The sequence below is a fragment of the Vagococcus changpingensis genome (assembly GCF_058211775.1).
Map to the genome: position 1 here is coordinate 53,927 of NZ_JBYVZB010000004.1, position 22,497 is coordinate 76,423.

Here is a 22,497-nt window from a genome sequence, read left to right on the forward strand (position 1 = left end):
ATATCAAAGGATGTGACTTTATTGACTACCAAACTTTTTCCAGGGGAACGCATCGATCAGCTGTTGTCCCAGAATATACAAATCATTCAAAGTTCAGAGGTGTTTTCATTTTCTTTAGATGCCGTTTTATTGGCCTATTTTGCCTCGATTCCTAGAAGAGGGACTATCGTCGACTTTTGCGCTGGAAATGGTGCTATCGGCCTATTTATGCGCCCTAGAACACACGCAACGATTACTGGCGTTGAACTACAAGAAAAGCTCTATGATATGGCGAAACGCAGTATCGAATTAAACCAGTTTAACGACTCTATGACCATGATTCATGCTGATATTAAAAACATCACGCAATTTATCAAACCCGATTCAGTAGATTTTATCACGTGTAACCCACCTTACTTTAAAGAAGCACCCAATAGTAAAAAAAATCCTAATCCTTATTTAGCCATTGCGCGTCATGAAATTCATTTAGGAATTGATGATGTGTTTCAACAAGCCTCTAAGCTATTAAAAATGAATGGGAAAATTGCGATGGTACACAGACCGGATCGACTGATTGATATTTTACATAGTATGGAAAAAAATCGTATTGCCCCAAAACGAATCCAATTTGTCTACCCCAAAACGAATAAAGAAGCCAATACATTACTTATTGAAGGAATTAAAGATGGGAAAACAGATGGATTAAGAATTCTTCCCCCTCTTTATGTTTATGGTGAGGATAATGAGTATTTACCAGAGATTAAGGGGATGCTTCATGGCACAAGCTAAACATCACTATTTTTACGTATTATTATGTGCTGACAATACTTTTTATGCTGGTTATACCACAAACTTAGAAAGACGACTAGATGAGCATAACTCTGGTAAGGGGTCAAAATATACTAGACTAAAAAAAAGACAACCGGCAAAAATGATTCACCATGAAGTATTTGAAACAAAAAGTGAAGCCATGAAAAAAGAATATGCCTTTAAACAATTAACACGTCTTAAAAAAGAAGCGTATTTAGCCGATAATTAATCGAATTTTATTCAAATAATTGCACACATGTCTTCATATTTATTTCATAGCTAAGATTTATTATTCTTTATGTAGTAACAAACAACCCTACATTTTTTTACTTTATTTACTCCCCCAAAGTAAATAAAACAACTCCTTTTTTCTACCAGTCATATGACTGGTAGTTTTTTATTTTATGGCAATAAAAAAGAGTACCACTTTATGTGATACCCTACTTATTATTGGTTTGCAACGATATAATCAACTGCTGCGCCAACTGTTTCAATTTTTTCTGCATCTTCATCAGAAATTTCTGCATCAAAGACATCTTCTAATTCTAAAACAAATTCCATAATGCTAATTGAATCTGCATCTAAATCTTCTTTGATATTTGTTGTTTCAGTCACTTTATCTTCATCTACTTCAAAGTGCTCAACGATAATTGTTTGGATTTTACCAAATACGTCATCTCTAGACATGTAAGTTCCTCCTTTTATTAAGCCACTCACTCTACTTAGTATTTTACTTGTAAATGCTTTTTTTGTCTATGCTTGATGCTCATCAAAATAAGTAACTAAATTATTTACTACATCTTTTTCAAGCATCGTATGGATTTGTCTAATTGTGTGTCTCACCGCATCTGGTCCTGTTGAGCCATGTGTTTTAACAACAGGTGCTTTGACACCAAACAAGACAGCTCCGCCATGATTTGAGTAGTCCATTTTTTGTTTTAATTCTTTTAAGCTATCTTTTAATAGCAATGCGCCCATTTTGCCTTTTAATCCACTATCTAAAATTGATGATTTTAAATTACTCATAATAGCTTGAGCTGTTCCTTCAATGGATTTTAACACGGCATTTCCAGTAAACCCATCTGTCACAACCACATCTGCGACACCATTAAATAAATCTCTTGCTTCAACATTTCCGACAAAATTTAAACTTGGTTCTTCTTTTAATAATTCAAATGCTTTTTTCGTTAGCTCGCTTCCTTTAGTATCTTCCGTCCCATTGTTTAAAAGACCGACACGAGGATTTTTCACGGCACGAACTTGACTGGCATAATAAGACGCTAAAATACCATACGTTAACAAATGTTCTGGCTTATTATCAGCATTTGCTCCCATATCAATAAAATCAAATCCAGCCCCTTTTTCACCTGTAAAAACTGGCATCGTTGTCATCAAGCCTGGTCGCTCCACTTGTTTGATACGTCCCACAATAAATAGCCCAGCTGCTAAAAGAGCACCTGTATTACCTGCAGAAAACAACGCGTCTGCTTGTTTTTCTTTAACAGCTTGAGCTGCTAAAACCATTGATGCTTGTTTTTTTCGTCGAATCGCTCTAACTGGCTCATCATCACTTTCTATTTTTTCATCTGTGTGAATAATCGTAATATTTTTATCGTCTGTCACATATTCTTTAATGGCTGATTCTTTTCCAAATAATAAAAATTCAATATCTGGAAAATCTTTTTTGGCTAACATCACACCTTCAACAATTGCTTTTGGCGCGTTGTCTCCACCCATAGCATCTACCGCTATTTTCATGATTGATTTCCTCACTTTTTTACAATTTACATTCATTATATCATGTTAATCTAAATGATTTAATTGATATGTTGTGCTCTTGATACTCTTAGCTAATGGTACAAACGATTTATCCTGTACCCAATCAGGCGTTTTCCAAAGACTGATGGCTTCTTCTCTTGCTGTTTCTAACATAATAAAATCAGCTACCATATCCCCCACTTTAAATTCAGGCAAACCAGATTGTTTGGCGCCGAAAAAGTCTCCAGGACCTCGCATTTCCAAATCTTTTTGACTCAATACAAAACCATCTGTCGTTTCAGTCATGATTTTCATTCGCTCTTTACCTTGCTCACTCTTTGGATTAGCTATCAACACACAATAAGATGCTTTTTCCCCACGTCCAACACGTCCACGCAACTGATGAAGCTGAGCTAAACCAAAACGGTCTGCATCAATAATAACCATCATCGTGGCATTTGGGACGTTCACACCCACTTCAATAACAGTTGTTGAAACTAATACTTGTGTATCATTGTCTTTGAACTTTTGCATGATAGCGTCTTTTTCATCAGCCTTCATCTTTCCATGTAATAAATCAACATGATACGTCGGAGAGAAAGAGGCTGATAAGTGTTCGTAAATTTCCGTTGCATTTTTTACATCTAGCATCTCTGACTCTTCAATCAACGGACAAATCACATACGCTTGTTGTCCTTGTTTTAGTAACTCACGCATAGTTGCTAAAATACTATCCAATTGTTTTGGCAAGGCCCAACGTGTTTCGATGGGTTTTCGTCCGGCTGGTAACTCATCAATAATCGACACATCCATTTCGCCATAAGCTGTGATGGCCAACGTTCTAGGTATTGGTGTCGCTGTCATAAACAACACATCTGGATGATTGCCTTTTTCTCGTAATATTTTTCGCTGATTCACACCAAAACGATGTTGCTCATCTGTGATGACAAGACCTAAATTTTTGAATTGAACTTCTTCTTGGATTAAGGCATGTGTCCCAACTAAAATATCAATATCACCTTCTGCTAATTCGGTTAAAATTTGTCGACGTGCTTTGGTCTTTGTCGAACCTGTTAATAATGATACTCTAACTGGCGTATTTTCAAACAATTCACTTAGACTTTCCATATGTTGTTCTGCTAAAATTTCGGTTGGTACCATCAACGCTCCTTGATAGGATGCCGTGTGGGCTGCAAATAAAGCCAGCGCTGCCACCATCGTTTTCCCGCTACCAACATCTCCTTGCAGTAAGCGATGCATATGATAAGGACTTCTCATGTCAGCACAAATTTCGTTGACAACTCGTTTTTGAGCATTCGTTAATTCAAACGGTAATGTCTTAATAAACTGTTTCAACTCATCCACATCATATAAAATAGGATTGCCGTGTTCTTTGGCTGTTTCTTCCTCCTTTAATTGAATCATCTTTAATTGGAATAAGAAAAATTCTTCAAAAGCTAATCGCCTTTTGGCTAAACGATTTTCTTCAATTGATTCTGGAAAATGCATCGCTCTAACAGCTTGTTGTTTAGGCATCAGCTTATATTTGTCCAATAAATAATCTGGTAAGTTTTCTTCAACCAACTCACCGTACCCTTCAAACCCCTGTTTAATCAGTTGAACCAGTGTTTGTTGTTTGATATGTTTATTCACACTATAAATGGGAGTAAACTCTTCTTCTTGCTGCTGTGTCGCCATTATTTTTAGACCTGTTAACGACTTTCTCTTTGCATCCCATTTACCAAAAATGGCAATTTCTTCTGACGAACGAATTTTATTTTTTAAAAAGGGTTGATTGAAAAACGTCACAGTTATAACAGCTTGCTCCACCATCATTCGAAAAACTAAACGGCTTTTTTTATGCCCATAGTAATTGACTACCCCATCAGAAAGGGCAATACCTTTTAAGACTACTTTTTCTTGGTCACTAATTTCTTCTAACTTTTTTTCTTGGATATCGTCATAGCGAAACGGATAATGTGTCAGTAAATCATTAATCGTTTCTATGTGTAATGTTTTGAGCGTCTCCACACGCTTTGGACCAACACCATTAAGTGTCGCGATACTATCACTTAACTGTTTCACTTTGACTCCTCCTTTTTAACTGTTAAAAAAAGTCAAACCAATGTTTGACTTTTTTATCTTATTCAGCTGCAAATAAATATGGATAAACTGGTTGATCTCCTTGATGAATCTCAACTTCTAAATCACTATCCATTTCAAGCAACGCTTCTTCTAATAATGATGCTTCTTCATTTGTTCCATCTTCTCCAATTAAGATTGTCACAATTTCAGTGTCATCATCAATCATTTGTTTTAATGTTTCTAAACATGCATCAAAACGACTTGGAGTTGATACCACAATTTTTCCTTCAACCATGCCCAAGTTATCGTCTTTTTTAATTTCAACGCCATCAATGCTTGTGTCACGAACAGCCGTTGTGACTTGACCGCTTGTTACACCATCAAGCATTTCTAACATGTTTTTTTGGTTTTCTTCAAGTGATACTTGATCGTTAAATCCTAATAGTGCCGTCATTCCTTGAGAAATTGTTTTCGATGGAATCACGATCGTTGGCACATCACTGACTTCTGCTGCTTGATCAGCTGCCATGAAGATATTTTTATTATTAGGTAAGATAATCACGTTTTCAGCGTTCACTGATTGGATTGCTAACATAATATCTTCTGTACTTGGATTCATTGTTTGTCCACCACTAATCACATGATTAACACCCATGCTACTAAACAAGTCTTGAACTCCTTTACCAGCAGCAATTGAAATAATACCATAAGGTACTTTTTCTTTTGGTTCTTCTGCAACTGGTGCACTTGGAGTGTCAAGTAATGATTCGTGTTGCAAGCGCATGTTATCTACTTTAATTTTGATTAATGAACCAAATTTTTGACCATAATTCATGACTTTACCAGGTTGCTCTGTATGAACATGAACTTTGATGATTTCATCATCGGCTACAACTAATAATGAATCACCAATTTCATTTAAGTAATTTCTAAATGTGTCATAATCAAACGTACTATCAACTGTTGGTCCTTCACCAATTTTTACCATAATTTCTGTACAGTAGCCAAATTTAATGTCTTCAGTTGACATATGGCTTTGAACACTACGATGATGTTCAGCATTAACCATCTCTTCCATTTGAGCTGGTGATGGTTGATAAATTTCACTTTCAACTACTTTGCCAGATAAAGACTCAACGAAACCTTCATAGATAAAAACAAGTCCTTGTCCACCACTATCGACAACACCAACTTCTTTTAAGACAGGCAACATATCAGGTGTTTTAGCTAACGCTTTTTTAGCACCTTTTAGAGCAGCTTCCATGACTTCTAATGCATCATCACTCTCTTTTGCTTTTTTCTCAGCGGCAATCGCAGCACCTCTAGAGACAGTTAAAATTGTTCCTTCAACAGGTTTCATCACTGCTTTATACGCAACTTCTACACCATTTTTAAACGCATCTGCTAAGTCTTGTGCGTTTAATTCTTCTTTATCTTCAATTTTTTTTGAGAATCCTCTGAATAATTGTGACAAGATAACGCCAGAGTTACCACGTGCACCCATTAAAAGGCCTTTAGATAAGATTGCAGCTAATTCTCCAGCATGTTCCGTTGTTGCCTCTCTAACAGCTTTTGCTCCACTAGTCATCGATAAATCCATATTTGTTCCCGTGTCACCATCTGGTACCGGGAAAACATTTAAAGAATTGACAAATTCGGCGTTTTGGTTCAGTCTATTGGCTCCAACTTGTACCATTGCTTGAAATTGCCCTCCGTTGATTGCTTTTAGTTCCACTAAAATGTTCCTCCTCGTATGTTTAACACTTAATAGCACATGATTTTATTCAGGTTGCACACGCACGCCTTGTATAAAAACATTTACTGAGTTTGCAACAACGCCAAGCATTGTTTCAAGATTGTATTTGACTTTTTCTTGCACATTACGACTTACTTCAGAAATTTTTGTTCCGTAACTTACCATGATGTACACATCCACTGCTACACCGTTTTCTTCTTGGCGTACTACTACCCCACGAGAATAGTTTTCTTTACCTAAAATATCATTTAAATTGTCTTTAATTTGATTTTTGCTTGCCATACCAACAATCCCGTAAATATCTGTGGCAGCACCACCGACAACTGTTGCTATAACATCATTTGAAATTTCAATGGTTCCAGCTTGTGTTTTAATTTTTACAGCCATTTTACTACCTCCTCAAAGTCAGTATTACCCATTATCATTCTTTAGTTTATCATAAACACGATTTTTATTAAAGAATAATTATCTTTAAACGCTTATAACATCGCTTTTATTGTAACTTTATCATATTTTTTATTGCTTTTTGTTTCTTTTTATGATAAATTGTTTTAGTATGATTAATAGAATCGTAAAAATGCCAGCAAAGCAAAGGAGGGAATATCATGGCAAAACAATGTTATATAACTGGTCGTAAAGCAAGAACTGGTAACAACCGTTCTCACGCAATGAACGCATCTAAACGTACTTGGGGAGCTAATCTTCAAAAAGTTCGTATTTTAGTTGACGGTAAACCAAAAAAAGTTTGGGTTTCTGCTCGTGCTTTGAAATCTGGTAAAGTTGAACGCGTTTAATAAAATAGATATTAAAAAAGCAACCTAACTAGAGGCTGCTTTTTTTATTTGTCTTTAGATTGAATGACACACATCATGCCACTTGAAAATGAAAATCTTGTTGTTTTACCAATGAATTCATTACTTGCATAGGAAGTTGGTTGCATCACATCAACATCATCTAAACGATACTTCGCATCATATAACGATAAATGTGTCATAGGTGTTAAACAAACATATGCTAAATATTTTTTATCTGGCTCTTTTTCAATTGTATAATCTCCTGGCAGAAAATAAGAAATCGTATTTTGATTGTCTTTTATCACAAGCCTTGTAGCGACTGATTTAAAGCGATCTTGCAATGGCAACCATAGATTAGCTAGAAAATGATCTATTCGCCCGCCAGTACCACCTATTAGGATGATTTTAGCGTCTTCTGATAGTTCACTAGCGACAGAAATACCAATTTCAGTATCCGTTTCATCTTTTTCAGCTGGGTATTGTGTCACTTTTTCTACATGTTCTTTAACATAAGACAGTTCTTCAGAACTTAGTGAGTCAAAATCACCTACCGCCACATCAACAGATAACCCATGACGAACACCTTCGTAAGCTCCCCTATCAACCCCAATAATATGACTTGCTTCATCAAATCTATCCATGCTTGGCCATAATGATTTATCACTACCGGCCAACACAATAACCGACTTTTTCATTACTTACCTGCTTCTTTTAATTTTTTAATCGGCTCAGCGACATCATCATATTTATAAACATATGATCCGGCCACTAACACATCTGCTCCTGCTTCAACACATTCTTTTGCAGTCTTATCATCCACGCCACCGTCAACTTCAATTTCATAAGTGTATCCTTTAGCTTGTCGTAACTCTGCTAGTTCACTTACTTTATCTAAACATTCTGAGATGAATTTTTGACCACCAAATCCTGGGTTAACTGTCATTACTAAGACTAAATCAACCATTGATAAAACAGGCTTAATCATCTCAACTGGTGTTCCTGGGTTAATGACAACTCCTGCTTTTACACCACTTGCTTTAATTTGTTGAATGACACGGTGTAAATGTTTCGTACTTTCAGCATGTACGGTAATAATATCAGATCCTATCTTAGCAAACTCTTCAATAAAACGCTCTGGTTCAACCATCATCAAATGTACGTCAAACACTAAATCAGTGACTGGTCTAATAGATGAAATAAGTGCCGGACCAAATGTAATATTGGGAACAAACTGGCCATCCATGACATCAATGTGAATATAATCTGCTCCTGCTTTATCAACACGTTTAACATCTTCTCCCAATTTTGAAAAATCTGCACTTAATATTGATGGTGCTATCTTTACCATAGTTTTTTCCTCACTTTTATTTATTTTTTTTATATACTGGTTTTCGGTTATCAATCTCATCATAAAATTGTAAATAGTGATCATATCGACTAGATAATATTTCACCTATTTCAACTCTTCTTTTCACTTCACATTTTGGTTCATGACGATGTTTGCATTCTCTAAATTTACAGTAAACTGACGCTTCAACAAATTCTGGAAAACGTTTCGGCAATTCATCCAATGTCATTTCTAAGAAATCAATTGAACTAAAACCAGGAGTATCTGCTACTAATCCGCCAAATAAATCAATCAGTTCAACATGTCTCGTTGTATGGCGACCACGTCCCAAACTTTCGGAAATCTCTCCTACTTTTAATGATAAATCTGGTGATAATTGATTTAACAAAGTCGACTTACCTGCACCTGATTGTCCCATAAACACAGTTAGTTTGTCTTTAAAAAAACGCGTTAAATCCTCTAATGAGTTTTTTTCAGCTAATAAAACAGGATAGCCTATTTTTTCATATTCTGTTTGAATGACTGCTATATGATTACGTTCTTCTTCATTGGCTAAATCCATTTTAGTCACATAAATAATCGGGTCGATGTCTTTTTCAGATAGAGTAACTAAAAAGCGATCTAAAAGATTCGTTGAAAAATTAGGTTCAACACAGCTTGATACGACAACGCCCTGATCAATATTAGCGACTGGTGGTCTAACTAAATCATTTTTACGCTCATAAACATCTAAAATATAACCGTCTGTTTCATTTGTACTCTCAAATTCTACCCAATCTCCGACAAGTGGTGTAATATTTCGATTTCTAAAATTACCTCGTGCTCGTGTTTGATAACGTTTACCTTTATAATCAATGTAATAAAACCCGCTTAATGCTTTACATATCTGTCCTTTAGGCATTTATTTCCTCCTTTAGTAGTCATATCATTCTAGGGTTATTGTACCATATTTCACTTTTATTTAAGAAAAAATATAGCATAATAACACTTAATAGAAAACCCCACTGACATTACAGTAAATATAAAAGCCGTCACAACATCAAATTCGTCTTCAGAAAAGCCAAGAAATCCTAATAAAACTTTACTAAAAACGTCAGATAGCCATTCACAATCACTTATACTTTTAGGTGCTTCTACCATTATTACTAGTGTAGGTACTTTTATTCTCAGAAGAAAATTAGTTTAATCAATAAAAAATACCCAAGAGATAGGTTGTTACGACCTTTTACTCTTGGGTATTTTTCATTAATCTTTTTTATCTTTTGGCTCACTTTGACTAGGTTTGGTGTTACTACCTTTATTGTGATTATTATGATTTTCTTCGTTTTCAGGTTCTGAACTCTGAGTCGTTTCACTTGATTCAGTGGTTTCACTTGAAGACGTCGTTGAACTACTTGGTTGTGTTTTAACTGGTTCTGGACCCATTGAGTAAACAACTTGAATATAATCACCTTTTTTAACAGGTGTTCCACCAGCAGGAGATGTATAAATAACCTGACCTTGTGGAACAGTCGCACTGTATTCTTGCGATTCACCTTGAAGGATTAATCCTTCGCTATCAATATAACGAAGAACTTGATCCCTAGTATAACCCGCTAAATAAGCTAAAGAAAAGTTGTCTGGTCCTTTGCTAATTGTTAAGGTGATTGTCTCGTTCTCAGGAACAATATCTGTTCCTTGCTTAATACTTTGAGAAATAACAGTATCTTTTTCCACTTCATTCGATGACTCGTTTTTCTCAAGTATATTGTCTTCTTTAAAACCTAACTCTAATAAGGCTTTTTTTGCCTTATTAGAAGCTAATCCTTCCACTTCAATCATCGAAACAGTCTGCTTACCTTTACTTACATACAAAGTTACTTCAGATTTTTTTTTGACTCGGGTGCCAATTGGCGGTTGTGTCTTAACAACATTACCTTCTGCTATTTTATCATCTGACACTTTTTCTATTTTCGAATTAACTTTTATTTTTTTTGCATCTAATGCATTGATAGCTTCTGTCTGTGACATATTTTCGACATCAGGGATTTCTACCTCATCTTGTCGTGTCCCTAATGCAAATAATCCCACGCCAATCGCCACCAAGATAGCAAGGAGACTAAAAATAACCTTATTTCTTTTAGACGAAGACTTTTTCTTTGGTTTTTCTTCTTCAGATAAATCTAGTTCAGATTCTTTCAAAGGTATCTTTGAAACGATTGGATCGGGTTCTTTTACAGGTGTTAACATAATCGTTTCATCTGTCATAGAGCTTGGTGTATAGATTGGTTCATTTGCTCTTTCTGGACTTAAGGATGTACTTAAATCAGAATACATGTCATTTACTGTTTTATATCGATCTGAAATTTCTTTTGCTGTAGCATGGAGCACCACATTTTCCAATGCCTGTGGAATATTAGGGTTATATTGTCGAACAGATGGAACGTCTTTTTGAAAATGTTTCAAAGCTATTGAAACAGCCGATTCCCCCTCAAACGGTACAGTTCCTGTCAATAACTCATATAAAATAATCCCTAATGCATAAATGTCAGATTGTCTTGTTGACATACCACCTCTTGCTTGTTCTGGTGACAGGTAATGTACTGACCCGAGCAATGTATTAGTTTGAGTCAATGATGTTTCTGATAGAGCAATCGCAATCCCAAAATCTGTAATCTTTACATTTCCTTGTTCATCAACTAAAACATTTTGTGGTTTTAAGTCTCTATGAATAATACCATGTTCATGTGCCAAAGACACTGCTGATAAAATCTGTTCCATCATGTAAACGACTGTATCTAATGGGATAGGAGAATAATTGCGAATATAATGTTTTAAGTCAGTTCCTCGAACATATTCCATGACAATATATTGCATGCCATTTTCTTCTCCTACATCATACACACTAACAATATTAGGATGAACCATTTCTGTTGCGGCAAGAGCTTCACGTTGAAACCGTCGAATCGCATTTTGATCATCTTGAAAATCGAAACGTAATACTTTAATTGCCACTTCACGATTTAAAATCAAATCACGTGCCAAATAAACATTTGCCATTCCACCACTACCAATATTCCCTATTATTTCATAGCGTTCCCCTATTTTTGTCCCTATATTTATCATGGTGTATCCTCCTGTAACTCATCATCAAAGTCTATCAGTAGCACAGTAATATTATCTGTTCCGCCAGCTTCATTTGCTTGTTCGATTAACTCATTAACCCGACTATTCAGTGACTTGCCATTTGACATAATCATTTTAATATCTTCATTAGATAACATATTAGTTAACCCATCTGAACATAATAAAATTATATCTTTTTCCTGACAATTGATCAGTGATATATCAACTTCAACTTCACCTGGTACGCCAATTGATCTTACTAAAATATTTTTTTTCGGATGATTTTGAGCCATTTCAACAGATATTTCACCTGTTTTAATTAGTTCATTAACCAGCGAATGATCTTCAGTCAATTGTTTAATTTCCTGATTCCTCACAATATAAGCTCGGCTATCACCTACATGTGCTAAAATTAATTCTTTTTCTAAAATAACAGTTGATACAATAGTCGTACCCATCCCAAACATCTCTGGATTGGTACTGCCTTTATCAAAAATTCGTGTATTTTCTTCTTGAATGTGAGAAACTAACCACTCACATACCTCGTCTTTTTGAGTTAACATGGTTTCTTCCCAAACTTCGCCTAATCCAGTAACGGCAAGATAACTTGCTGTATCTCCAGCTTGGTGTCCTCCCATTCCATCTGCGACAATCGCTAATGTAATGTCTTTTTTATTTTGATAAACACCAACTGTATCTTGATTATTTTTTCTTTTACGTCCTACACTCGTTTGGAATTCAATTTGCATGCTTACACTCCCTTAATCTATGCTTTTCGTCTAAAACAACTGATAAAAAATCCATCTGTGTGATAATGATGTGGGTACAACTGCAACTGTTTATCATGATAGCTCTTAGATAAATGCGCTGCTTCTAAAACATCTATTAGCTCAAATTCAGGATGTTTGTTTAAAAATATCGCTACCACATCTTTATTTTCTTCATGAGTCAATGTACATGTGCTATATGTAATTATACCCCATTGTGCTACTTTTGGCACAATACTTTCTAAAATTTCCAATTGAATCCGTTGTAAATTCATAAAATCTTCGGGAGTTTTATGGTATTTAATGTCTGGTTTTCGACGTAATAATCCTAATCCAGAACACGGTGCGTCAATTAAGACACGGTCAAAATAATCATCTGGAAAATTATTTTTCACTTCTCTTGCATCTAGTAATATCGCCTCAACAACATCTTCAACATGTAATCTTTCCGCATTTGACTTGATCAATTTTATTTTGTGTTGATGAATGTCTAATGAAATGACTTTTCCACCTTTATCCGCTTCTAAAAAAGTCGCGATATGTGTCGTCTTCCCACCAGGTGCTGCACAGGCATCTAACACAGTATCATTTGCATTGATTTGCATACTTGGTGCAACTAACATAGAACTTTCATCTTGAATGGTCATTTTTCCTTCTTTAAACAATGAGCTACTTGCTAAAAATCCTTTTTTAGCAACGACTCCATAAGGTGAGACCTGACTTTCTTCTACGTCTAATCCTTCTTCACACAACACATTTATGGCTTCATCTCTTGCAATGACTCGTGTATCTATTCGTGCACTCACATGACTTGGTGTCAAAAGTGATTCTCCTAGTTGTTTTGTCTCTTCAAATCCAATATCATCTATCAAACGTTTAGTTAACCATAAAGGCATACTAATTTCAATGGATAAACGTTCTACTTCATCTTTAATCTTATCTAAAGAAGGCACTCCATGACGTTGAATGTTACGCAATACACCATTAACAAATTTTCCAATGCCTGGATTTCCTTTTGCTTTAGCAATGGTCACAGCGTCATCAAAAATGCTATATTCTGGTACTTTATCTAAATAAATCATTTGATATATAGATAGACACAATAATTCTTTCACCCATGTATCGACCTTTTTTGCTTTTTTGATAAAAGGAGCAAGGTAATACTCTAATGTTAGTTTGCGACTAATTGTGCCATAAACAATCTCTGTCATTAAACGAGCATCTTTATCAGAGAGTTGATGACGTTTAATGGATTCATTGATTAAAACGTTTGAATAGGCTTGATTGTTCGCAATTTTTGTTAAAAGTTCTAGCGCCGTATAACGAGCTGTATGTTTAATGTGCTTCGGTACTTGTTTTTGTTTACTCAAGAATGTCTCCTACTTCCACTGTTTTTCCGACACCATTTAGAAAATCTGTCACATTTAATCGACCCTTTCCTGCTGGTTGGATAGTATTTAATTGTAAAACACTCGACTTACCACATGCTACTTGCAAACAATGCTTATCTTTTAAAATAATTGTCCCTGGCGATTTATCTGTTGTTTTTTCTGGCAATGGGGTTACATCCCACATTTTCCATCTCTTATCTTGATACATTGCGTAAGCTACTGGCCATGGGCGCATGCCTCTAACTTGGCAGTCGATTTCTTGGGCTGTTTTATTCCAATCAATTCTTTCTTCTTCACGTGAAATATTTGGAGAAAAACTGACCAGTGATTCATCTTGTGGCGTTGGTGTCATCTTGTTAGCTAATAAATCTGGCAATGTTTTTAATAACAATTCCTTGCCTAAAAGACTTAATTTATCAAACATACTTCCAACATCATCTGTTCCTAAAATCGGGATCGCTTCTTGTGCTAAAATATCTCCTGCATCCATTTTTTTAATCATTTCCATAATCGTGACACCAGTTTCTTTGTCACCATTGATGATTGAATAGTGAACAGGTGCTCCTCCACGATACTTTGGTAACAATGATGCATGGACATTAATCGCACCAAATTTAGGAGTCTTTAACAAGCGTTCAGGTAAAAATTGACCGAATGCTGCCGTGACGATTAAATCTGGATTAAGCGCGATAATCTCTTCTAATTCAGCTGATTGACTGATTTTTTCTGGTTGATATACTGGTAATTTTAAATCAAGAGCTGCTTGCTTTACTGGAGGCGGAGTTAACACACGTTTTCTTCCAACTGGTCTATCTGGTTGAGTTACAACGCCAACCACATCATACCCTTCACTCACTAATCCTTCTAAAATTGGCACTGAAAACGCCGGTGTTCCCATAAATACTATTTTAGTCATAACCATGTTCCTCCATGTAATCAATTAATTCATCTGGTGATAGCCTTTTTATTATTTTATCAATAAATAGCCCACCATCCAAATGTTCTATCTCATGCTGCATCACACGCGATAAATAATCTGAGGCCTCAACCTCAACTTCATATCCTTCTCTGTCAACAAATCTCACTGTAATATCATCAAATCTCTCCACTGTTCCATAAACTTCCGGAAAGCTTAAACACCCTTCGACATCGATGGTTTTTCCTGATTTTTTTATAATTTCTGGATTAATCATCTCAAAGATACCTGATTCGTCATCTATATGGACAATAGCCACTCGAGATGACACGCCAACTTGGTTAGCTGCAAGTCCTATTCCATCCTTTTCAAGCATAATGGCATGCATTTCATCTAATAAATCTATCAACTCATCATCAATTTCTGTCACTTTTTTTGTCGGGGTAGTTAATACAGTGTTAGGATATTTTATTATGTCTCTCATGTCAAACTCCTTTATTTTAAGCACTAAATAAAATGCTGTGGTTCCATATCGATACTAACGCGCAAGCCGCTTCTAATATCTTTTTGACTCTCTTGTAATATTTCTTCTAGTACTCGCCCTAAATTTTCTTCAAATCGATATTTTATCACCGTTTGATAAAAGTAACGACGATTCATCCTTGCCATTGGTTTTGGTGTTGGACCTAAAATGACGGCTTGTGGGGTTAAGGCTTGTTTGATTTTATTTGCTATCTCGTGCATTTTTTTTGCTGCTTGAAGCTCTTCTTCATGGCTCACCACAAGTTGTACGGTGTAATAGTAAGGTGGGTATTTCCCTTGTCTTCGCAAATTCATCTCATGCTGATAAAATGCTTCGTAATGCTGATTTTTTGCTAAAGTAATCGCGTAATGTTCTGGGTTAAAGGTTTGAATAATCACTTGACCTAGTTTTTCTCCACGTCCGGCACGACCACTTACTTGTGTTAATAACTGAAACGTCCGCTCACTTGAACGAAAATCAGGTAGATTTAATGCTGTATCTGCGTTTAACACACCAACTAATGTCACATTTGGAAAATCGAGCCCTTTTGCTATCATTTGTGTGCCAAGTAAAATATCTGCTTCTTTGGCTTCGAATTTTTGTAATAATCGTTCGTGACTTCCTTTTTTACGTGTTGTATCAACATCCATGCGCAAAATTCTAGCATCTGGTAATAATTGTTGCAATTCTTCTTCGACTTTTTGTGTCCCTGTTCCATAATAACGAATTTTTTTACTATCACAAATTGGGCAACATTGTGGAATACCTTCTTCATGGCCGCAATAATGACACTTCATTGATTTTGTATCCATGTGAAGCGTTAATGAGATATCACAGTTTGGACAAGGCAACACGTAACCACAATCTCGACACATCATAAAGGAAGAATACCCACGACGATTTAACATCAAGACCGACTGCTCTTTTTTCTCTAGACGCTCAGTCAATTCATTTAATAAAGATGTTGAAAAACTACCTGTGACACCTTGTTTCAACTCACGTCGCATGTCTACCACTGATACAGTTGGTAAAATAGCATTATCCGAAGCTCGTTTGGTTAACTGCAACAAGTGATACACATTTTTTTGTGCCCTTGCTCGTGATTCTAAAGATGGCGTCGCACTTCCAAGTAACACTGGACAGCGATGATACTCTCCTCGCCAAATTGCTAAGTTTCTAGCATGATACCTCGGTGATTCATCTTGTTTATAACTTGTTTCATGTTCCTCATCAATAATAATTAACCCGATATTTTCTAGTGGAGCAAAAACAGCTGACCTAGCCCCAACGACGACTTGTGCTTCTTTACGCTCAATTTTTCGCCACTCATCGTATTTTTCACCTTGAGACAAGCCGCTATGTAACACTGCGACTTTATCTCCAAAGCGTCGTTTAAATCGTGTTACGGTTTGAGGAGTTAGGGAGATTTCTGGAACAAGCATAATAGCTGTTTTTCCTTCTTCCAATACATGGGAAATAGCCTGTAAATAAACTTCAGTTTTTCCACTACCTGTAATGCCTTCTAATAAGAACACATCATTTTGATGATCTGAAACAGATTGGCTGACAGCATCTAAAGCAACTTGTTGCTCTTTATTTAATACCAATGCGTCATCTTGTTGAAACAACCGATTTTTATATGGATCTCGGTAAACTTCTCGTTCATCTTGTACTAACCAACCTAATTCCACTGCTTCTTTAATCACTTGTCTGGATAAGTCATAATGCTCAACTAATTCTTTTACTGAGAATTCACCGGTTTGTTCAGAAATAAACAAATCTAATAATTTGTGTTTTTGATGAGCATTTTTCCTAATGTGCGTTTGAATGTCTTGCAGTGTTTCTTTGGGTAAGTTTGCTTGCACAACTTTCATCGTTTTAACTTTATTTTTGGTTGTCACTTCATAACGAATATCAACTGCTCCCTCTTGCCTCAAACGATGTAGCTCGGACAAATAAGGGGTATCCTTTATTTCTTCCCAATCACGCTCTGCTAATCCTAAAAACACCTCTTCTTCAATATGAGTCGGGATATCTCCCACTGATACTAACCATTTTTTGTAAGTTGAACGCATCACACTGGGTAACATCGTTTGAAGACACGTAATTTTAAATGAAAAAGTCGTCTTTGCCATTTCTTCAGCCAAGAGCAACAACTCATCATTCACTACAGGGTGTAAATCTAAAACAGCTTTTATTGGTTTTAAGTTATCTACCTCTTTTTCACTTTCTATATCAACAACAAAACCTTGTATTCGACGATTTCCATTACCAAATGGCACATCGACTCTCACACCTACTTCAATGGCTTCTTCCATATCATTTGGAATTAAATAAGTAAAAGGTTGATCTGTTTGCATCGTTGGAACATCAACTATCACATGTGCTATTTTGGGCATTTCTTCACCTTCTTTTTTTGCATTCTACTCGAATAAAAAAACCCAAGAGGTCTATCTCTTAGGTTTTATATGTTACATTTTTTTCTCAAATTGGATACGTGCTTCAAGTTCTTGATGTTCACGGCGTTTTAATGCTTTTTTCTCTTCTTCTTGTCTTCTAAGTAATTCTCTTTTTAGCTCTGGATTTGGGTCAATAACCACATCTCCTACAGCGATTTCTTCAAGAGCACGACCGACATTTTTGACAGAGACAAATTTATCTGGTTCAATCATTGGTTGCGCACCTTCGTCTAATTCATGAGCTCTCTTACTTGCTAAAATAACCAATGAATATTTTGAATCGACTTGCTCTAATAATGAATCTATTGATGGATATAACATAGTTTATAACTCCTTTAACATATTTTCATAGCGATCAATCACGTGATCTACACGGTAATGTTCGCTTTCGATAATTTTTTTAATCCGTTGTACTGCTAATTCAACCTCATCGTTGACTACAGCATAGTCATAATGACGCATCATTTCAATTTCTTCTTTTGCTTTCGACATACGCTTTTCTATCACTGATAACGCATCTGTTCCACGATTAACGATTCGTGCTTTTAATTCACTAAAATCTGGAGGGGTTAAAAAAATAAAGACACCATCTGGCATTTTTTCTTTGACTTTCATGGCTCCTTGCACTTCAATTTCTAAAAAGACATCTTTGCCTTCATCTAATGTCTGATTAACATAATCTAATGGCGTACCATAATAATTACCAACATACTCGGCATATTCTAACATTTTTCCTTCAGATATTAATTGCTCAAATTCTTCTTTTGATCGAAAGAAATAATCTACACCTTCCACTTCACCTTGACGCATTTGGCGTGTTGTCATTGAAATAGAATACTCAAATTGATTGTCATCTTTTTCAAATAACGCCTTTCTAACTGTCCCTTTTCCAACACCGGATGGACCTGATAATACAATTAGTAACCCTCGTTCTGACATCGTGTCGTCCTCTCACTTACAATTTTCTTAGTTTACCTTCTATAATGCACCCTAGAGAATATTTTTGCAAGTGTCTATGATAATTTTTATCAATTATTCAATATTTTGAACTTGTTCTCTAATTTGTTCAATCAACGTTTTCAATTGAATCACACTAGATTTAACATCTAAATTAGTTGACTTTGATCCAATTGTATTGACTTCTCGATTCATCTCTTGAATTAAAAAATCTAGTTCTTTCCCAACTGGTCCCTCTTTTTTTAGTAATTGTGCCATAGAATTCAAATGCACATTCAATCGATCCAACTCTTCAGATATATCTCCCTTATCAATTAAAATAGCCACTTCACTTAATAACCTAGACTCATCAATAGGAATATCTTCCATCAAACTAGTCATTTTTTGTTTCAGTTTATCGTAATGTTCTTGTTTTATGGTCTCTGTTTTTTTTGATATCATTGATATCTCTTGGTTAATTAAGTTGACATATTCATAAAAAAAGGATTGAATTCCCTCTCCTTCAGTTTGTCTACTTCCATTTAGTGCTTCTAACGCTTGCTTAAATACTGCCAATAAATCTACTTCAATATCACTTGTCGCATCATTTTTTTCTACTACTTCAATTAATGCAGGATGTAATATTCCTCCTTCTAAAAATCGCTCAGCAGAAAATGGTTGCTTTTTATAACGATGAAATTCAGCATCACCTAAATCCTGAACTAATCTATCTAATACAGGCCAATTAATCATTAACTCCTTAGAAGATGAGCTTTCTTTTGTTAAAGTGATGAAGCATTCTACTCTTCCTCTAGATAATTTATTTTTTAGTACTTTTTTCATCTCCATTTCAAGATGATTGTACTCTCTTGGTAAACGAACTTGTGTATCTAAAAAACGGTGGTTGACTGATTTTATCTCAACCACTATCTGATAATCTTCTCTTTGACATTCTCCATGCCCATAGCCTGTCATACTCTTCATATTTTACCCCTACATGTTAGTTAGAGTTTCTTTTAATACAGCAAACTCTTCGTTAGTTAACGTTATGCCTTTTCCCATTTTTTCATGATTGGGCGCCCAATCACGTAAATCAAATTTTGCTGGTCGATTATTCCAGCTAATAAGATTTAATTCTTTTGTCCATCCTTTATTATTTTCAGATAATACGGCAATTTCTTCCAAAATTTCATAAGAAAATTCTTGACTCATATTTTTCTCTCCTTTAAAAAATGAATAAATAACGCTTGTAAGACTGGTTTCCAACTAATATCAAATAGCCTACCAATTATTTCTACTTTTGTTTCAATCAAATGATAATTATATGTCAAAACAGTTTTTTCAGACAGTGGGACAGTTTGTTTCACATAATCTGCTAACCATTCACTGAGTGATAAAAGCATTTGATCGTTGACGTCATCATTTTTCTCATTAAATACTGTGACAATTTCATCTGATAATTCATCTATAGTATATACTCTTGAAGGATCTACCGATAATATACGGGCAGTCTCTTCTAACAAATAAATGCTAAATAATTCTGGTTGAACATGATGTTGAACCATCCATCGAGGAGTTACTTTCTTACCTAACTGTTTAATGGCTTCTTGTGATTTAAGGTACATTAAAAAATGTTTAGTTAATTTCACCGCTTCTTTTTTATAATTATTTGGTTCTAGAGCATACCAATTTCCCTCATATCGGTGGAAAGTTCTCATTGTATCCAAATAGCCTAGTTGCATATTCCAAATAGCTCGTTCTTTATCAAACAATAATACCGTGCCTAATCCCCATTTACTACTAATCGTAATCTCGCAAATATCACGAGGGATTTTTACAGGTTTAATAACACCCGGTCCTTTCACATCGATTACAATTAATTCTTTTGCTCCATGATTAAGCAAGATATCTTTAGGTATATTATTACGATAACCACCATCTACATAATACTGTCCATTGATTTCACATGCCCTCATCGCAGGGTAAAATGACGATGTAGCTAATAGCCATTTACTTAATTCATCCTTTGGTACATCTTTTAATGACTTCACTATCTCTTCCATTTTTGGTGCAAGAGTTATCACAAAATAAAAATCAATTGGTTTTTTATCTGGATCAAACATTTGGTCTTCATCAATCATCGTTTCAATCATATGGTACAAAGGTGTGCTATCAGCGCCGTTTTCTTTTAGTGCGGATAAAGTAAGGTTTTTGACACCTTGAATCAAGTTTTCTCTTGTTTTATTTTCTTTATCATTAAGCGATAAGTTTAATATTTTATTTGTCGCAATATCACGCCACATATCTTCAGCGTCATTTAAATTACCTTGTACCATAAACGCTCCATTTAATGCACCTACTGATGTTCCACTTATCATACTATAGGTAACACCTAACTCTTTTAACGCGCGCCATGCACCTATTTGATAAGATCCTCTAGCACCACCACCACCTAAAACAATTCCAGTATGATAGTTTACGTGATAATAATACCCTGGTTTGGGATGATTTTTTCTAACAAAACCTAAATCTAACAATTTATTTTTGACCAATGAAACATCCGAAAAATCAGGTAAATACACTTCTGATAAAAGACGACTCTTGGCAATCTCATCAAGCAACATCATACATTCACTAAATCCAAATAAATAGGACGTACTTACAATATTTGTTACACAAAAAACATTATCCTTAATTTCACCATCACATACAGCCAATAATTGATTTCCTTTATACCATCCAACTACTAGATAATCATCTCGCAATGAAAGACTATTTTTATAAAGTGCTTTTAATGCTTTTTTATGACTATTTTGAAATGGTAACCACTCTTTAGTTTGATAACGACTTAATTTATATAAATCTGATGGAAGCCACTCTTTTAACATTATATCACCACCTTTTCACTTTTTTTCACAAATATCCCACTGTTTTCACTACTATTATTTGTTTGACTAACCTATCTCTGCTCCGTATAATAAGAGAAAGAAAGACTTAAAAGGAGAATGACTGATGATAAAAAAGCAACCGTCTACAAAGCCTAATAAAGAAAATCATGTCAAAAAGTTTACTCGTTTTATCTCCCGTTCATCACAGAGATTTATTTCTTCTTTTTTAGATGATGAGTCAGAAAAGGAAAAGCATTTAGCTCTTATCCAGCAACAAATTAGTAAAGCCATACTTCAAAAGAGTCTGGTGGTTCTTCAATATCAAGAGCCATCACAAGCTAGTTATGAAACACTTGTTGGCAGAATTTACCAACATGCGATTAATCGCAATGCCTTAGTCATTAAATTACAAAAATCGAATGAAATCCGTATGATTTCAGCTAACTATATAAGGAAAATATCCATCATCCACCCTAATCATTCTCAAAATTTATCAATTAGTAAATAAGCGAAACGACAACGATTGTTTCGTTTATTTTATTTTTCTAAAATAATCTGAGCAAAGGCTACTTTGTCTGTATGAGTAATGGACACATGAACCTTCCCTTCAAATATAGACTGATACACTATTGGTCGACCACTTTCTTCTGATAACACCTCAATATCTTGAAATCCTACTTTTCCAATTCCTGTCCCATACGCTTTTGAGAAAGCTTCTTTACACGCAAAACGACCCCCTAGAAATTCTGTTTGTCTCTTTATTTTTAACGTTTCAAAAATTTCCAACTCACGAGACGTTAGCACACGGGAAATAAATTTAGGATTATTCTTTATAATATCTTCTATGCGATATAGCTCTACAGCATCTATACCAATTCCCATAATCATATTAGCACTCCCTTTTGACGATAATGTTATTATAACGACATTAAAACAAAAAAGCGAATAGAATCATTTTATTACAAATAAAAAATACCAATCT

The 22,497-nt window shown here is 35.1% G+C and carries 24 protein-coding genes; 4 read left to right on the top strand and 20 right to left on the bottom strand.

Features of this window, described 5'->3' with window-relative positions; genetic code table 11:
* The first annotated feature begins 21 nt into the window (after positions 1 to 21).
* Together AC37UB_RS08605 and AC37UB_RS08610 are read left to right on the top strand one after the other, a co-directional pair.
* Complete coding sequence (locus AC37UB_RS08605) at positions 22 to 768, top strand: tRNA1(Val) (adenine(37)-N6)-methyltransferase (RefSeq protein ID WP_490685611.1); 747 nt, start codon at positions 22 to 24, stop codon at positions 766 to 768.
* Complete coding sequence (locus tag AC37UB_RS08610) at positions 755 to 1,018, top strand: GIY-YIG nuclease family protein (protein WP_490685612.1); 264 nt, start codon at positions 755 to 757, stop codon at positions 1,016 to 1,018. Before AC37UB_RS08605 ends, AC37UB_RS08610 begins: the two co-directional genes overlap by 14 nt.
* Positions 1,019 to 1,236: 218 nt before the next feature.
* Here the strand turns inward: AC37UB_RS08610 and acpP are convergent, their stop codons facing one another.
* From acpP to AC37UB_RS08635, 5 genes are all read right to left on the bottom strand, one after another.
* Positions 1,237 to 1,476 carry an acyl carrier protein gene (gene acpP, locus AC37UB_RS08615; protein WP_117973486.1) on the bottom strand — a complete coding sequence of 80 codons (240 nt, stop codon included), beginning with the start codon at positions 1,474 to 1,476 and terminating at the stop codon, positions 1,237 to 1,239.
* Positions 1,477 to 1,542: 66 nt separating this feature from the next.
* On the bottom strand, positions 1,543 to 2,547 hold the full coding sequence (plsX, locus tag AC37UB_RS08620; protein WP_490685613.1) for a phosphate acyltransferase PlsX: 1,005 nt from the start codon (positions 2,545 to 2,547) through the stop codon (positions 1,543 to 1,545).
* Positions 2,548 to 2,592: 45 nt separating this feature from the next.
* Positions 2,593 to 4,632: an ATP-dependent DNA helicase RecG gene (recG, locus tag AC37UB_RS08625; protein WP_490685614.1), complete on the bottom strand. Its 2,040-nt coding sequence runs from the start codon at positions 4,630 to 4,632 to the stop codon at positions 2,593 to 2,595.
* A 58-nt stretch (positions 4,633 to 4,690) separates the two neighbouring features.
* The gene (locus AC37UB_RS08630) at positions 4,691 to 6,328 is read right to left on the bottom strand and encodes a DAK2 domain-containing protein (protein ID WP_490685623.1); all 1,638 of its coding nucleotides are present in this window, start codon (positions 6,326 to 6,328) and stop codon (positions 4,691 to 4,693) included.
* Positions 6,329 to 6,412: 84 nt separating this feature from the next.
* The gene (locus AC37UB_RS08635; protein WP_071456054.1) at positions 6,413 to 6,775 is read right to left on the bottom strand and encodes an Asp23/Gls24 family envelope stress response protein; all 363 of its coding nucleotides are present in this window, start codon (positions 6,773 to 6,775) and stop codon (positions 6,413 to 6,415) included.
* A 218-nt stretch (positions 6,776 to 6,993) separates the two neighbouring features.
* Between AC37UB_RS08635 and rpmB the strand changes: the two genes are divergently transcribed.
* Positions 6,994 to 7,182, top strand: a complete 189-nt coding sequence (gene rpmB / locus AC37UB_RS08640) for a 50S ribosomal protein L28 (RefSeq protein ID WP_071456053.1) — start codon at positions 6,994 to 6,996, stop codon at positions 7,180 to 7,182.
* Positions 7,183 to 7,226: 44 nt separating this feature from the next.
* Here the strand turns inward: rpmB and AC37UB_RS08645 are convergent, their stop codons facing one another.
* From AC37UB_RS08645 to AC37UB_RS08710, 14 genes are all read right to left on the bottom strand, one after another.
* Positions 7,227 to 7,877, bottom strand: a complete 651-nt coding sequence (locus AC37UB_RS08645) for a thiamine diphosphokinase (protein ID WP_117973489.1) — start codon at positions 7,875 to 7,877, stop codon at positions 7,227 to 7,229.
* Entirely contained in the window at positions 7,877 to 8,530 is a 654-nt protein-coding gene (gene rpe / locus AC37UB_RS08650; protein WP_233519198.1) for a ribulose-phosphate 3-epimerase, read from the bottom strand. The genes AC37UB_RS08645 and rpe overlap by 1 nt, the downstream gene beginning before the upstream one ends.
* A 16-nt stretch (positions 8,531 to 8,546) precedes the next feature.
* A complete protein-coding gene (gene rsgA, locus AC37UB_RS08655) occupies positions 8,547 to 9,431 on the bottom strand; it encodes a ribosome small subunit-dependent GTPase A (protein WP_117973490.1) in 885 nt (294 codons plus the stop codon).
* Positions 9,432 to 9,775: 344 nt separating this feature from the next.
* Positions 9,776 to 11,635, bottom strand: a complete 1,860-nt coding sequence (gene pknB, locus AC37UB_RS08660) for a Stk1 family PASTA domain-containing Ser/Thr kinase (protein ID WP_117973491.1) — start codon at positions 11,633 to 11,635, stop codon at positions 9,776 to 9,778.
* Positions 11,632 to 12,384 carry a Stp1/IreP family PP2C-type Ser/Thr phosphatase gene (locus tag AC37UB_RS08665; RefSeq protein WP_117973492.1) on the bottom strand — a complete coding sequence of 251 codons (753 nt, stop codon included), beginning with the start codon at positions 12,382 to 12,384 and terminating at the stop codon, positions 11,632 to 11,634. Before AC37UB_RS08665 ends, pknB begins: the two co-directional genes overlap by 4 nt.
* A 17-nt stretch (positions 12,385 to 12,401) precedes the next feature.
* Complete coding sequence (gene rsmB, locus AC37UB_RS08670; protein ID WP_233519199.1) at positions 12,402 to 13,772, bottom strand: 16S rRNA (cytosine(967)-C(5))-methyltransferase RsmB; 1,371 nt, start codon at positions 13,770 to 13,772, stop codon at positions 12,402 to 12,404.
* On the bottom strand, positions 13,765 to 14,709 hold the full coding sequence (gene fmt, locus AC37UB_RS08675) for a methionyl-tRNA formyltransferase (RefSeq protein ID WP_117973493.1): 945 nt from the start codon (positions 14,707 to 14,709) through the stop codon (positions 13,765 to 13,767). Before fmt ends, rsmB begins: the two co-directional genes overlap by 8 nt.
* Positions 14,702 to 15,193 (bottom strand): peptide deformylase, encoded by a 492-nt coding sequence (def, locus tag AC37UB_RS08680; RefSeq protein WP_117973494.1) that lies wholly within the window; start codon positions 15,191 to 15,193, stop codon positions 14,702 to 14,704. Before def ends, fmt begins: the two co-directional genes overlap by 8 nt.
* 23 nt (positions 15,194 to 15,216) lie before the next feature.
* Positions 15,217 to 17,631, bottom strand: coding sequence for a primosomal protein N' (gene priA / locus AC37UB_RS08685; protein ID WP_241699573.1), 2,415 nt, complete (start codon positions 17,629 to 17,631; stop codon positions 15,217 to 15,219).
* A 72-nt stretch (positions 17,632 to 17,703) separates the two neighbouring features.
* The gene (rpoZ, locus tag AC37UB_RS08690) at positions 17,704 to 18,012 is read right to left on the bottom strand and encodes a DNA-directed RNA polymerase subunit omega (RefSeq protein WP_071456043.1); all 309 of its coding nucleotides are present in this window, start codon (positions 18,010 to 18,012) and stop codon (positions 17,704 to 17,706) included.
* A gap of 3 nt (positions 18,013 to 18,015) precedes the next feature.
* The gene (gene gmk / locus AC37UB_RS08695) at positions 18,016 to 18,630 is read right to left on the bottom strand and encodes a guanylate kinase (protein WP_117973496.1); all 615 of its coding nucleotides are present in this window, start codon (positions 18,628 to 18,630) and stop codon (positions 18,016 to 18,018) included.
* 93 nt (positions 18,631 to 18,723) lie between these two features.
* Positions 18,724 to 19,611, bottom strand: coding sequence for a YicC/YloC family endoribonuclease (locus AC37UB_RS08700; protein WP_490685615.1), 888 nt, complete (start codon positions 19,609 to 19,611; stop codon positions 18,724 to 18,726).
* Positions 19,612 to 19,620: 9 nt separating this feature from the next.
* The gene (locus tag AC37UB_RS08705; protein WP_071456040.1) at positions 19,621 to 19,839 is read right to left on the bottom strand and encodes a YdbC family protein; all 219 of its coding nucleotides are present in this window, start codon (positions 19,837 to 19,839) and stop codon (positions 19,621 to 19,623) included.
* Positions 19,836 to 21,515 carry a patatin-like phospholipase family protein gene (locus AC37UB_RS08710; protein ID WP_490685616.1) on the bottom strand — a complete coding sequence of 560 codons (1,680 nt, stop codon included), beginning with the start codon at positions 21,513 to 21,515 and terminating at the stop codon, positions 19,836 to 19,838. Before AC37UB_RS08710 ends, AC37UB_RS08705 begins: the two co-directional genes overlap by 4 nt.
* Before the next feature lie 124 nt (positions 21,516 to 21,639).
* On the opposite strand from AC37UB_RS08710, the gene AC37UB_RS08715 reads away from it, so the two are divergent.
* Entirely contained in the window at positions 21,640 to 22,023 is a 384-nt protein-coding gene (locus AC37UB_RS08715; protein ID WP_071456038.1) for a hypothetical protein, read from the top strand.
* A 29-nt stretch (positions 22,024 to 22,052) separates the two neighbouring features.
* Here AC37UB_RS08715 and acpS read toward each other — a convergent pair whose 3' ends face one another.
* On the bottom strand, positions 22,053 to 22,403 hold the full coding sequence (acpS, locus tag AC37UB_RS08720) for a holo-ACP synthase (protein WP_490685617.1): 351 nt from the start codon (positions 22,401 to 22,403) through the stop codon (positions 22,053 to 22,055).
* Between the last annotated feature and the right edge of the window lie 94 nt (positions 22,404 to 22,497).

What these genes read in the sequence shown, in the direction of transcription:
- AC37UB_RS08610 (WP_490685612.1), top strand. Translation starts at nt 755, where the DNA reads ATGGCACAAGCTAAACATCACTATTTTTACGTATTATTATGTGCTGAC.
- acpP (WP_117973486.1), bottom strand. Translation starts at nt 1,476, where the DNA reads ATGTCTAGAGATGACGTATTTGGTAAAATCCAAACAATTATCGTTGAG.
- plsX (WP_490685613.1), bottom strand. Translation starts at nt 2,547, where the DNA reads ATGAAAATAGCGGTAGATGCTATGGGTGGAGACAACGCGCCAAAAGCA.
- AC37UB_RS08630 (WP_490685623.1), bottom strand. Translation starts at nt 6,328, where the DNA reads ATGGTACAAGTTGGAGCCAATAGACTGAACCAAAACGCCGAATTTGTC.
- AC37UB_RS08635 (WP_071456054.1), bottom strand. Translation starts at nt 6,775, where the DNA reads ATGGCTGTAAAAATTAAAACACAAGCTGGAACCATTGAAATTTCAAAT.
- rpmB (WP_071456053.1), top strand. Translation starts at nt 6,994, where the DNA reads ATGGCAAAACAATGTTATATAACTGGTCGTAAAGCAAGAACTGGTAAC.
- AC37UB_RS08645 (WP_117973489.1), bottom strand. Translation starts at nt 7,877, where the DNA reads ATGAAAAAGTCGGTTATTGTGTTGGCCGGTAGTGATAAATCATTATGG.
- rpe (WP_233519198.1), bottom strand. Translation starts at nt 8,530, where the DNA reads ATGGTAAAGATAGCACCATCAATATTAAGTGCAGATTTTTCAAAATTG.
- rsgA (WP_117973490.1), bottom strand. Translation starts at nt 9,431, where the DNA reads ATGCCTAAAGGACAGATATGTAAAGCATTAAGCGGGTTTTATTACATT.
- pknB (WP_117973491.1), bottom strand. Translation starts at nt 11,635, where the DNA reads ATGATAAATATAGGGACAAAAATAGGGGAACGCTATGAAATAATAGGG.
- AC37UB_RS08665 (WP_117973492.1), bottom strand. Translation starts at nt 12,384, where the DNA reads ATGCAAATTGAATTCCAAACGAGTGTAGGACGTAAAAGAAAAAATAAT.
- fmt (WP_117973493.1), bottom strand. Translation starts at nt 14,709, where the DNA reads ATGACTAAAATAGTATTTATGGGAACACCGGCGTTTTCAGTGCCAATT.
- def (WP_117973494.1), bottom strand. Translation starts at nt 15,193, where the DNA reads ATGAGAGACATAATAAAATATCCTAACACTGTATTAACTACCCCGACA.
- priA (WP_241699573.1), bottom strand. Translation starts at nt 17,631, where the DNA reads ATGCCCAAAATAGCACATGTGATAGTTGATGTTCCAACGATGCAAACA.
- rpoZ (WP_071456043.1), bottom strand. Translation starts at nt 18,012, where the DNA reads ATGTTATATCCATCAATAGATTCATTATTAGAGCAAGTCGATTCAAAA.
- gmk (WP_117973496.1), bottom strand. Translation starts at nt 18,630, where the DNA reads ATGTCAGAACGAGGGTTACTAATTGTATTATCAGGTCCATCCGGTGTT.
- AC37UB_RS08700 (WP_490685615.1), bottom strand. Translation starts at nt 19,611, where the DNA reads ATGAAGAGTATGACAGGCTATGGGCATGGAGAATGTCAAAGAGAAGAT.
- AC37UB_RS08705 (WP_071456040.1), bottom strand. Translation starts at nt 19,839, where the DNA reads ATGAGTCAAGAATTTTCTTATGAAATTTTGGAAGAAATTGCCGTATTA.
- AC37UB_RS08710 (WP_490685616.1), bottom strand. Translation starts at nt 21,515, where the DNA reads ATGTTAAAAGAGTGGCTTCCATCAGATTTATATAAATTAAGTCGTTAT.
- AC37UB_RS08715 (WP_071456038.1), top strand. Translation starts at nt 21,640, where the DNA reads ATGATAAAAAAGCAACCGTCTACAAAGCCTAATAAAGAAAATCATGTC.
- acpS (WP_490685617.1), bottom strand. Translation starts at nt 22,403, where the DNA reads ATGATTATGGGAATTGGTATAGATGCTGTAGAGCTATATCGCATAGAA.